The organism is Hippea sp. KM1 (assembly GCF_000526195.1).
Classification (GTDB): domain Bacteria; phylum Campylobacterota_A; class Desulfurellia; order Desulfurellales; family Hippeaceae; genus Hippea.
In genome coordinates, this window is the sequence record NZ_JAFP01000001.1 from 1,547,139 (window position 1) to 1,557,500 (window position 10,362).

Below are 10,362 nucleotides of genomic sequence, written 5' to 3' on the forward strand. Positions count from 1 at the left end.
TGGCTCCCCCTATTTCCTTCTTATATCCTTAAGCAGCTCCACATCCAGACATAGAGCCTGCATTTCCTTGACCAACACATTGAACGACTCAGGAACGCCGCCCAATGGAATTGGCCTTCCCTTTACGATTGCCTCATATGTCAGCTTTCTGCCGTCCACATCGTCGGATTTCACCGTCAACATCTCATGGAGTGTATAGGCTGCACCGTATCCCTCTAAGGCCCAAACCTCCATCTCTCCAAATCTCTGGCCACCGAAGTTGGCCTTTCCTCCAAGCGGCTGCTGGGTGACCAAAGAATACGGGCCAACGCTCCTTGCATGGACCTTATCATCAACGAGGTGGTGCAACTTCAGCACATACATAACACCTACGGTGACGGGCTCTAAGAACTTCTCTCCCGTTATACCGTCGTAAACCTCGCTCTTGAGTCTCTTAAAGCCCAAAAGCCCTTCTAAGTATTCTAAATCCTTCTCCTTTGCCCCCTCAAAAACAGGGTTTGCAAAATGAACCCCTCTTGTCCACTCCTTGGCGTATTTTTCTATCTCCTCATCGCTCAATGCATCTATAAATTCAGAGGCCTTATTGTTGTTGTATATCTTCTTAATGAAGTCTTTAAGCATATCCTTTCTTCCGGCCTTGAGCAGCTGGTCTATCTTCTTACCCAAGCCCTTAGACAGCCATCCAAGGTGCGTCTCCATGATCTGGCCTATATTCATCCTTGATGGAACGCCAAGCGGATTTAGGACTATATCAACGGGTGTTCCATCTTCTAAAAAGGGTAAATCCTGAACCGGCAAGATCTTCGACACGACACCCTTGTTTCCGTGGCGACCACTCATCTTATCGCCTACGGAGAGCTTCCTCTTTGTTGCAACATAGACATTGACCACCGAGATTACGCCCGGCGGTAAGTCGCTTTCCTTCTCAACGCTCTTGATGAGTTTTGTATGGTAATCCTTGATGGATTTCTCCATCTCCTTGTAATGTTTATTCAAGGCCTTTATGTCAAAGTCCTTTGGAAGCAGGCTAACGAGTTCTTTTTCTGTTAACCCCTCAAGCTCATCCCTGCTCTTTATACCCCTCTCAACAATGGCATCCTTTATGCTTTCAAGCTTTAGCTTTCCAAGCAGGCTTAGCTTATGCTTTAGCTCCTTATTTATCTTTTCCTTCTCCTGCTCTATTATCTCCTTCTCCCTCGGATTGACCTTGGCTCCCCTCCTGTGCATTATCCTTACATCCACAACGATGCCGCTTGTATCCGGTGGAACCCTTAAGGATGTATCGGCCACATTGGTGGCCTTCTCCCCGAATATGGAGCGCAACAGCTTCTCCTCAGGCGAATAGTGGGTCTCGGCCTTCGGTGTAACCTTACCCACCAAAACATCGTTGGGTTTTACATACGCTCCAATCCTAACTATGCCGTTTTTATCCAAGTTTCTTAAGGTTTCACTCGAGGCGTTGGGTATATCTGCTGTAATCTCCTCCATGCCAAATTTGGTATCCCTTACATATAGCGTAAACTCTTTTATGTGTATGGATGTATATAAATCCTCCTCAACAACCCTCCTGGAGATTGTAATGCCGTCCTCATAGTTATAGCCTCTCCAAGAGACAAAAGCCACAACGAGGTTCTTGCCCAAGGCCAACTCGCCCTTATCCATAGAGGGCCCATCGGCTATGATCTGACCAGCCTTTACCTCATCCCCCACATCCACTATTGGGGTATGCGAGAAACATGTATCTTGATTGGAGCGTATAAACTTCTTCAAGGGATAGACATCCAATTCATAACCGCTCTCTGTCTTGCAAGAAACATATATCTTATCATCAATCCTTACAACCTTACCATCCCTCTTTGCAACAATTGCATACCTTGAGAACTTGGCCACAACAGGCTCAAGACCCGTGCCTACCAACGGAGCCTCAGGCCTTATAAGGGGCACGGCCTGTCTTTGCATGTTTGAACCCATAAGGGCCCTGTTGGCATCGTCATGCTCCAAAAACGGAATCAAACCGGCTGCAACGGAGACTATCTGATTTGTTGAAACATCCATTAAATCCACATCTTCCCGTTTGACGACAACAAACTCACCGTCTTTTCTTGCCGATACATACTCGTTTTTGAATGTTCCATCCTCATTCAATGGAGCCGAAGCCTGGGCTATTATGTGCCCTTTCTCCTTTGATGCCGACAGATAGACAACCTCGTCTGTTACCCTTCCGTCTTTTACGATCCTGTATGGTGTCTCTATGAAACCAAACTCATTTATCCTTGCATAAACGGCCAGGGACGAGATAAGACCGATATTGGCACCCTCTGGCGTCTCGATAGGGCATATCCTACCGTAATGTGTCGGATGGACATCCCTTACCTCAAAACCGGCCCTCTCCCTTGTTAAACCGCCGCTGCCTAAAGCCGACAGCCTCCTTTTATGCGAAATCTCAGAGAGTATATTCGTCTGATCCAGGAATTGAGACAACTGCCCTGTGGAGAAGAAATCCTTTATGGCCACCGCCACGGGCTTTGCGTTTATAACATCATAGGGCATAATATTCTCTGTGTCAGACATCACCATCTTGTCCTTTATAAGCCTCTGCATCCTGAGAAGGCCGTTTCTGATCTCCCTATAAAGCTGATCACCCACAAGATTGACCTTCCTGTTGGATAGGCTGTCCACATCGTCGGGCACAACCTGATCGTTCTCAAGCAACACAATGTGCCTTATAAGCCCTGTAAAGTCATCCTTTGTCAAAACCCTAACATCCTCTGGCACATCTATATTAAATGTCTCATTTAACCGTATCCTTCCCTCCTGGGATACATCGTATCTCTCAGGGTTGAAAAACAGGTTCTCAAAGAACTTCTTGGCATCCTCTATCGATGTATGCTCACCCGGCCTTAAAAGTGTATGTATAAACACCCTTGCCAAATCATCGGTGGCTATTCCATCGGGCAGTGCCACCTTTCTCTTTCTTAAAACCTCCCTTGCGGCAAATACGGTATTAAGAACAAGATAGTCATCTAACTTGGAATACAGCACATCGAATTCTTTATCGAACTTCTTTAAAAAGCCCAATTTCTCTTTTGTGATCTTTGTGCCTATACCCAAGATTACATCTAACTCGCCCTCTTCCTCTTCGCTGTCTATTTCGACTATCTCTGCAGAGAACTTATTGTAAAGTTCCTTCTCGCTTATAGGTATATACTCAACACCCTTTTCCTTCAGAAGCCTAAATTGTCTTGTGGTGAGCTTTCTTCCATCCTTTACAATAACCTCTCCATCTACCTCTATTTCACCATCGACCTTTAGCCCTATCACAGATTCAGATAACCTGGCAAAGACCCTACCGTTTTCTATCTTGATCCTTATTATATCGTAAAACTCCCTGAGTATCTCGACCTCGCTCAACCCCATTGCCTGGAGTATAATCGTTGCAGGAAACTTCTTCTTCCTGTCTATCCTTGCTGACAAGATCTCCCTGGCTTCTGTTTCAAACTCTATCCAGCTGCCCCTTTCCGGTATTATCTGGGCATAATAGAGGCCCTTACCGCCAACCTCACCTGTCTTTTTGAATATCACACCGGGTGAGCGATGAAGCTGCCCTACGATAACCCTCTCCACGCCGTTGATAATAAAGCTACCAGAATCGGTAATCAGGGGTATCTCGCCTACATATATCTCCTGCTCCTTAATATCCTCTACACCGATCTTCTCTCCGGTTTGCTCATCTATGGTCCACTGTGTTAGCCTAACCTTTATGATGAGGTTGCCCGTATAAGATAGACCCTTAAGCTTGCACTCATCCGGGCTGAACTTAGGCGGCGTTATCTCCCAATCCACAAGATCCAGCCTGAGCTTTCCGTGGACATCATCTATAGGAAAAATGGACTTTAACGCGTTATCCAGATTTTTTTCTTTTTTGCTGTTTTTATCTAAAAAAGACTTATAAGAATTTATGCTAAGTCTTAACAGATCGGGAATCTCCAAGACCTTCCTGGCCTTTGAGAAATTCACACGCATTCTATATTCCAACTTAAGAGGCTCAGCCATTATGCACCTCGTTTATTTTTAATAGAAAAGGTTTATTTTTTAGAAAAAAAAAGGAAAGAGACTTTCGCCTCTTTCCTTGCCGCTCTATCCCGTTCAAAACAGAATTATTTAATCTCTACTTCTGCGCCGACCTCTTCGAGCTTAGCCTTGATCTGCTCTGCTTCTTCCTTGCTGACCTTCTCCTTAACGGGCTTAGGAGCAGAATCAACCAAAGCCTTAGCCTCTTTGAGTCCAAGGCCGGTGATCTCCCTAACCACCTTGATAACCTGAATCTTCTTATCGCCAGCCTTGTTGAGAACTACATCAAACTCAGTCTTCTCCTCAGCAGCAGCCTCACCGCCAGCAGCAGGGGCAGCAGCTGCAGCAACAGCAGCCACAGGAGCAGCAGCGCTTACACCGAATTTATCCTCAAGTTCCTTAACGAACTCAGCCAACTCAACAACCGTCATATTCTCAATAAATGCAATAACATCCTCTTTTGTAATCTCAGCCATCTCTAATCAACCCTCCTCTTAATTTTCTTTCTTTTTTTCTTCTATTGCCTTAAGCACATACAGAAGCTGTCTGATATTTGCCGCCAATACATTGACGAATCCAGATATAGGTGCCTTCATTGTTCCAAGCACCTGCGCCAACAGCACCTCTTTTGGTGGCAGCTTGCTTAATGCCTTTACATCCTCTGCAGTCAAAAGCTTACCACCCAGGCAGCCAAACTTAACCTCGAGCTTCTTAAACTCCTTGGCCTTCTCAACAAGGATCTTGGCCAAAACGGCAGGATCATCAAAACCCAAGGCGAAGGCGTTTGCGCCCCTAAGCTGCTCCTTCATAACATCCCAATCGCTACCCTCAATGGCCTTCTTTACAATGTTGTTCTTGATAACATTGAAGGTGCAGCCGGCCTTCTTGATATCGTTTCTAATGCTTTCCATCTCAGCCACAGTCAGGCCACTATAGCCTGCCACTATAACAATCTTGGCCTCCTGCAGCTGTTCAGCTAACCGTTTGGCTAACTCTACCTTCCTCTCCTTCTTCAATATCCCCCTCCTTTCCTGGACGGGCCAAAAACTGGTCTCCTGCAGGCTTCCTTTAAAGCCCTTAAGCTACCCACAGTCTTTGACCTCTTGATTTATGTTAATACTGAAGTGATTGCACATTTATCTTCACGCTGGGTGAATGTGTGGTTGCTATATGGAAAGACTTTATATACCTTCCCTTTGCTGCTGCAGGTTTAGCCTTAACAACAGCATCATACAGGGCCAGTATATTATCCTTTAGCTTATCGTTATCAAACGACTTCTTGCCCACTCCAGCATGGATGTTTGCCGTCTTGTCAACCCTAAATTCAATCTCGCCAGCCTTTGCCCTCTTCACAGCATCGGCAACATCAAATGTAACGGTTCCAACCTTCGGATTGGGCATCAAACCCCTCGGTCCCAAAATCTTACCCAAGCGGCCGACTATGCCCATCATGTCGGGTGTTGCTATAACCTTGTCAAACTCCAGCCACCCTTCCTTTGCAATCTTATCGGCGTACTCCTGACCGCCCACATAATCGGCACCAGCCTCTTCAGCCTCTTTTATCTTCTCACCCTTGGCAAACACCAACACCTTAACGCTCTTTCCTGTGCCGTGTGGCAGGGTCACAGAGCCCCTTACAATCTGATCAGAATGCCTTGGGTCAACACCCAACCTCATGTGGACTTCTACCGTCTCATCGTAATTGGCATAGGCTATCTCTTTTAGGATTTTCAAAGCCTCATCCAGGGAATACTCCTTCAGATAGTCATACTTCTTCAACGCCTCGATATACTTCTTGCCTCTCTTAGCCATCGCTCCTCCTTTAAAGCTCCCACCTCTGGTGGTAAATGAGATCTTAGAATTCCTCTACTTCAACACCCATGTTGATTGCCGTGCCGGCAACGATCTTCATGGCCTTATAAATGTCATCGGTATTCAAATCGGGCAGCTTAACCTTAGCTATCTCCTCAAGCTGCTGCTTGGTTAGCTTACCCACCTTCTGCCTTGCAGGATCGCTTGAACCCTTCTCGATTCCCAAAGCCTTCTTAATCAAAGAACTCGCTGGAGGTGTTTTTGTTATAAAATCGAAGGATCTGTCTGCATAGACAGTTATAACGACAGGCACTATATCGCCGATCCTGTCTTTGGTCACATCGTTGAACTTCTTAACGAAATCCATGATGTTTACACCGTGCTGACCCAATGCTGGACCAACAGGCGGAGCAGGTGATGCCTTTCCTGCTTCTATCTGAAGCTTAATCTGGGCCACTACCTCTTTCTTAGCCATTGCAAAACTCCTTTATTCCACTTTCTCTACTTGATTGTAATTTAGCTCAACAGGCGTGGAGCGCCCGAATATACTTATCAATATCTTCAATCGCCCCTTATCAACATCAACCTCATCTATGGTGCCAGTAAAATTGGCAAAGGGACCATCCAAAACCCTAACCTGCTCGCCGGGTTCGAAGGATACAGAAAGCCTCGGTGCCTCTTTGGAGCTTTCTACACGCTGCATAATCTCCCTTATCTCGCTCTCATCCATCGGAAGGGGCTCGTTCTTATACCCCACAAAACCGGAAACAAACGACATCCTCTTAACGAGGTTATACAGCTTATCGCTCATTCTGGCTTTAACAAAAACATAGCTCGGATAGAGGCACTTTTTAACCTTTTCCTTTTTGTTGTTCTTCTTTATCTCGATAACCTCTTCAAAGGGCACAAATATCTCTTCTACTTCGCTTTCCAGCCCTTCTTCTTTGAGTTTATTCTGAAGCATAACCCTTACTTTATCTTCATAACCCACCTGCGTATGGATAGCATACCATTTGAAATCGCTCATTTATATACAACCTTCTATTTAAAAAGTGATTGCAGTCCTACAGAAAGAAAGTAATCCAACAAACTCAAAATAAAAGCCACTATTACCGTGAACATTATCACGGAAATAGTGGCAGAGGTAACCTCTTTTTTGCCAGGCCAGACGACCTTTTTGAATTCTATCTTAACCTCTTCTAAAAAACCCAATACCTTCTTCATAACAAAAAATGGCAGGCCAGGGAGGACTCGAACCCCCAACCAACGGTTTTGGAGACCGCCGCTCTACCAATTGGAGCTACTGGCCTACTTTACCTCTCTATGTATTGTGTGTTTCCTGCAAAATGGACAATACTTCCTTAGCTCAAGCTTCTCTTTGTTCTTTTTCTTATCCCTCGTGCTGGTATAATTCCTTCTTTTGCACTCCGAACAGGCAAGCGTTACCATTTCACGCATCGGTTTACTCCAATATCTCCGTTATTACACCAGCACCAACTGTCTTACCACCCTCCCTGATGGCGAAGCGTGTCTCTTTCTCCAAGGCAACAGGTGCAATGAGTTCAACAGTTAGCTCTACATTGTCTCCTGGCATAACCATCTCTGTGCCCTCTGGGAGGTGGACTGTTCCTGTGACATCTGTGGTTCTGATGTAAAACTGTGGTCTATAGCCATCAAAGAATGGAGTGTGCCTTCCACCCTCATCCTTGGTGAGGACATAGACCTGAGCCTTGAATTTCTTGTGTGGTGTTATGGAGCCTGGTTTGGCCAAAACCATTCCCCTTTCAACCTCTTCCTTCTTGATACCCCTTAGGAGAACTCCAACATTGTCACCGGCTATTGCCTCATCCAGGATCTTCCTGAACATCTCAAGGGATGTTGCAACGGTCTTTTTGGTCTCACCGAAGCCTACTATTTCAATCTCCTCACCGGGCTTTAGAACACCCCTTTCAACCCTACCTGTGACAACAGTTCCCCTTCCTGAGATGGAGAAGATGTCCTCAATTGGCATCAGGAACGGTTTGTCTGCCTCTCTCTGTGGTGTTGGGATGTATTCATCAACTGCATCCATTAGCTCTTCTATTGCCTTCTTTGCCTCTGGGTCTCCTTCTAATGCTTTAAGAGCAGAGCCCCTGATTACTGGAACATCATCACCGGGGAAGTCGTATTTGGACAGAAGCTCTCTAACCTCCATCTCAACAAGGTCGATAAGCTCTGGATCGTCAACCATATCTGTCTTGTTTAAGAATACAACGATGTATGGAACATTAACCTGCCTTGCAAGGAGTATGTGCTCCCTTGTCTGTGGCATTGGACCATCTGCCGCAGAAACAACAAGTATAGCACCGTCCATCTGGGCAGCACCGGTGATCATGTTCTTGATATAGTCAGCATGCCCTGGGCAGTCAACATGTGCATAGTGCCTTTTGTCTGTTTCGTATTCAACATGAGCGGTGTTGATTGTAACACCCCTCTCCCTCTCCTCTGGTGCATTGTCGATCTCGTTGTAATCCTTAAACTCTGCCTTACCCTTCTCTGAGAGAACCTTTGTGATAGCTGCAGTTAGTGTTGTTTTACCATGGTCAACATGGCCAATGGTACCGATGTTAACATGGGGTTTTGAGCGGACATATTTTTCTTTTGCCATAAGAGCCTCCTTAAAAAAACTTATGGAGCCCACGAGCGGGCTCGAACCGCCGACCTCTTCCTTACCAAGGAAGTGCTCTACCGGCTGAGCTACATGGGCACAAATAAATAAAAATGGAGCGGGAAACGGGACTCGAACCCGCGACCCTCAGCTTGGAAGGCTGATGCTCTAGCCAACTGAGCTATTCCCGCTCTTAAAATTAAAATGGTGGAGAGGGGAGGATTCGAACCTCCGAAGGCGTAAGCCGGCAGATTTACAGTCTGCTCCCTTTGACCGCTCGGGAACCTCTCCACATGGAGCTGGCGAAGGGACTTGAACCCCCAACCGGCTGATTACAAGTCAGCTGCTCTACCGATTGAGCTACGCCAGCAAGCAAAATGGGATTATATACAGTTAATTGCATTTGTCAACAAAAAAATAGAGGGTTTTTATTTTTTCTTGTTCTAACAAACAGAGTCTATTATAATAGCGCCGCTATGGATGTGGATCTTTTTGACTATTACCTACCCAAAGAGCTAATAGCACAACAACCGCACATACCCAGGGATGAGTGCAAGCTCCTGGTATGTGATAGGAAAAACCATACAATTGAGCACAGGATCTTCAAAGACATTGTTCACTATATAAACGAAAACGACCTGATTGTGTTAAATGACACCAAGGTAATCCCTGCCAGAATATTCGCACAGAAACCCACAGGCGGAAAAATAGAGGTCTTTCTGCTTGAAGAGATAGGCAAGGGAAAATTCTTATGCCTAACCAAGGGAAAACTAAAAAGGAGCACAACCGTTTATCTGAAGAATTCAAAAACAGCCCGCATAATAAAAATAGAAAATTCAGACAAGCGAATCGTCGAGTTTGATACAGATGAAAATGTATACGAACTGCTTGAGGAGATTGGGGAGGTTCCACTGCCCCCGTATATACAGCGCAACTATGACAATTACAATAAGAAAAGGGATTTTGAATACTATCAAACGGTCTTTGCAAAAAAGGAAGGGGCGGTAGCAAGCCCAACGGCCGGTCTCCATTTTACAGAAAGGCTTATAGACTCAATAAAATCCAAAGGGGCAAAGATAGCATACATAACGCTCCATGTCGGTATAGGTACATTTAGACCTGTAAAAGAAAAAGAGGTGGAAAAACACAAGATGCACTCAGAAAGATACCAGATAAGTCAAGAAACCGCAGAGATATTCAACAGGGTTAAATCCTCAAAGGGCAGAATCATAGCCGTTGGAACCACCGTCGTAAGGGCGTTAGAGAGTGCGATAGACCAAAAAGGATTCCTAAAAGCCCAAAAAAGCTCAACCGACATATTTATATACCCAGGCTATAAATACAGGGCAGTGGATGCCTTGATAACCAACTTTCACCTGCCTAAATCCACACTGCTTATGCTTGTAAGCGCCTTCTATGAAAGAGAGAGAATACTAAACTGCTACAAAGAAGCAATAAATAAACACTACCGATTCTTCAGCTTCGGCGATGCCATGTTTATCTACTAAAAGCATACCTGCTTTATAGCCTCATAAAGCACAACGGCAACACTATCTGCCAAATTCAGCGAACGCACACCGTCGGTCATAGGAATGTTTATAGCATTATCCATATTGGCCTGTATAAAATCGTCAGGTAAACCCTGGGTCTCGGATCCGAAGATCAAGAAATCACCCTCTTCAAAGCAGACATCAAAATACGGTTTTTCAGCCTTTGTTGAAGCAAGGAAAAATCTCTTATCACCGTATTTATCCAAAAAATCATCCAAAGAGTTGTGAATCTTTAGCTTAAGATTATCCCAATAATCCAGCCCAGCCCTTTTAAGCCTTTTG

At 45.2% G+C, this 10,362-nt stretch carries 11 protein-coding genes and 5 tRNA genes (1 of these 16 cut by a window edge); 1 reads left to right on the top strand and 15 read right to left on the bottom strand.

The window, feature by feature from the left end; translation table 11 throughout:
* Window positions 1-9 precede the first annotated feature (9 nt).
* From rpoB to D891_RS0107990, 14 genes are all read right to left on the bottom strand, one after another.
* Window positions 10-4,053, bottom strand: a complete 4,044-nt coding sequence (rpoB, locus tag D891_RS09925) for a DNA-directed RNA polymerase subunit beta (protein WP_025270588.1) — start codon at window positions 4,051-4,053, stop codon at window positions 10-12.
* A 104-nt stretch (window positions 4,054-4,157) separates the two neighbouring features.
* Window positions 4,158-4,547, bottom strand: coding sequence for a 50S ribosomal protein L7/L12 (rplL, locus tag D891_RS0107930; protein ID WP_025270589.1), 390 nt, complete (start codon window positions 4,545-4,547; stop codon window positions 4,158-4,160).
* 18 nt (window positions 4,548-4,565) lie between these two features.
* Complete coding sequence (rplJ, locus tag D891_RS0107935; RefSeq protein WP_025270590.1) at window positions 4,566-5,087, bottom strand: 50S ribosomal protein L10; 522 nt, start codon at window positions 5,085-5,087, stop codon at window positions 4,566-4,568.
* A 97-nt stretch (window positions 5,088-5,184) separates the two neighbouring features.
* Window positions 5,185-5,883 carry a 50S ribosomal protein L1 gene (gene rplA, locus D891_RS0107940; RefSeq protein WP_025270591.1) on the bottom strand — a complete coding sequence of 233 codons (699 nt, stop codon included), beginning with the start codon at window positions 5,881-5,883 and terminating at the stop codon, window positions 5,185-5,187.
* 43 nt (window positions 5,884-5,926) lie between these two features.
* On the bottom strand, window positions 5,927-6,358 hold the full coding sequence (rplK, locus tag D891_RS0107945; protein ID WP_025270592.1) for a 50S ribosomal protein L11: 432 nt from the start codon (window positions 6,356-6,358) through the stop codon (window positions 5,927-5,929).
* 12 nt (window positions 6,359-6,370) lie between these two features.
* Complete coding sequence (nusG, locus tag D891_RS0107950) at window positions 6,371-6,910, bottom strand: transcription termination/antitermination protein NusG (RefSeq protein WP_025270593.1); 540 nt, start codon at window positions 6,908-6,910, stop codon at window positions 6,371-6,373.
* A 14-nt stretch (window positions 6,911-6,924) separates the two neighbouring features.
* Window positions 6,925-7,107 carry a preprotein translocase subunit SecE gene (gene secE / locus D891_RS0107955; RefSeq protein ID WP_025270594.1) on the bottom strand — a complete coding sequence of 61 codons (183 nt, stop codon included), beginning with the start codon at window positions 7,105-7,107 and terminating at the stop codon, window positions 6,925-6,927.
* A gap of 9 nt (window positions 7,108-7,116) precedes the next feature.
* Window positions 7,117-7,193: transfer RNA gene (locus D891_RS0107960), tRNA-Trp, on the bottom strand.
* Complete coding sequence (gene rpmG / locus D891_RS0107965; RefSeq protein WP_025270595.1) at window positions 7,192-7,341, bottom strand: 50S ribosomal protein L33; 150 nt, start codon at window positions 7,339-7,341, stop codon at window positions 7,192-7,194. Before rpmG ends, D891_RS0107960 begins: the two co-directional genes overlap by 2 nt.
* 4 nt (window positions 7,342-7,345) lie before the next feature.
* Window positions 7,346-8,530 carry an elongation factor Tu gene (gene tuf / locus D891_RS0107970; RefSeq protein WP_025270583.1) on the bottom strand — a complete coding sequence of 395 codons (1,185 nt, stop codon included), beginning with the start codon at window positions 8,528-8,530 and terminating at the stop codon, window positions 7,346-7,348.
* Between the two features lie 23 nt (window positions 8,531-8,553).
* Window positions 8,554-8,629, bottom strand: a tRNA-Thr gene (locus D891_RS0107975).
* Between the two features lie 15 nt (window positions 8,630-8,644).
* Window positions 8,645-8,721: transfer RNA gene (locus D891_RS0107980), tRNA-Gly, on the bottom strand.
* A gap of 14 nt (window positions 8,722-8,735) precedes the next feature.
* Window positions 8,736-8,821 (bottom strand) — tRNA-Tyr (locus D891_RS0107985).
* A 3-nt stretch (window positions 8,822-8,824) separates the two neighbouring features.
* Window positions 8,825-8,900, bottom strand: a tRNA-Thr gene (locus D891_RS0107990).
* Window positions 8,901-9,006: 106 nt separating this feature from the next.
* On the opposite strand from D891_RS0107990, the gene queA reads away from it, so the two are divergent.
* A complete protein-coding gene (gene queA / locus D891_RS0107995; protein ID WP_025270596.1) occupies window positions 9,007-10,038 on the top strand; it encodes a tRNA preQ1(34) S-adenosylmethionine ribosyltransferase-isomerase QueA in 1,032 nt (343 codons plus the stop codon).
* Here the strand turns inward: queA and trmL are convergent.
* Window positions 10,035-10,362: the 3' portion of a tRNA (uridine(34)/cytosine(34)/5-carboxymethylaminomethyluridine(34)-2'-O)-methyltransferase TrmL gene (trmL, locus tag D891_RS0108000; RefSeq protein ID WP_051453595.1), read on the bottom strand. Its footprint extends 161 nt past the window's final position; the window shows 328 of its 489 coding nt (coding positions 162-489); its start codon lies off the right edge, out of view — the gene reads right to left on this strand; it ends in the stop codon at window positions 10,035-10,037. The genes queA and trmL overlap by 4 nt on opposite strands.

Bases quoted from the DNA above. Each gene is read 5' to 3' on its own strand.
- rplK (WP_025270592.1), bottom strand. From the start codon at position 6,358: ATGGCTAAGAAAGAGGTAGTGGCCCAGATTAAGCTTCAGATAGAAGCA.
- secE (WP_025270594.1), bottom strand. From the start codon at position 7,107: ATGAAGAAGGTATTGGGTTTTTTAGAAGAGGTTAAGATAGAATTCAAA.
- queA (WP_025270596.1), top strand. From the start codon at position 9,007: ATGGATGTGGATCTTTTTGACTATTACCTACCCAAAGAGCTAATAGCA.
- nusG (WP_025270593.1), bottom strand. From the start codon at position 6,910: ATGAGCGATTTCAAATGGTATGCTATCCATACGCAGGTGGGTTATGAA.
- rpmG (WP_025270595.1), bottom strand. From the start codon at position 7,341: ATGCGTGAAATGGTAACGCTTGCCTGTTCGGAGTGCAAAAGAAGGAAT.
- rplL (WP_025270589.1), bottom strand. From the start codon at position 4,547: ATGGCTGAGATTACAAAAGAGGATGTTATTGCATTTATTGAGAATATG.
- rpoB (WP_025270588.1), bottom strand. From the start codon at position 4,053: ATGGCTGAGCCTCTTAAGTTGGAATATAGAATGCGTGTGAATTTCTCA.
- tuf (WP_025270583.1), bottom strand. From the start codon at position 8,530: ATGGCAAAAGAAAAATATGTCCGCTCAAAACCCCATGTTAACATCGGT.
- rplA (WP_025270591.1), bottom strand. From the start codon at position 5,883: ATGGCTAAGAGAGGCAAGAAGTATATCGAGGCGTTGAAGAAGTATGAC.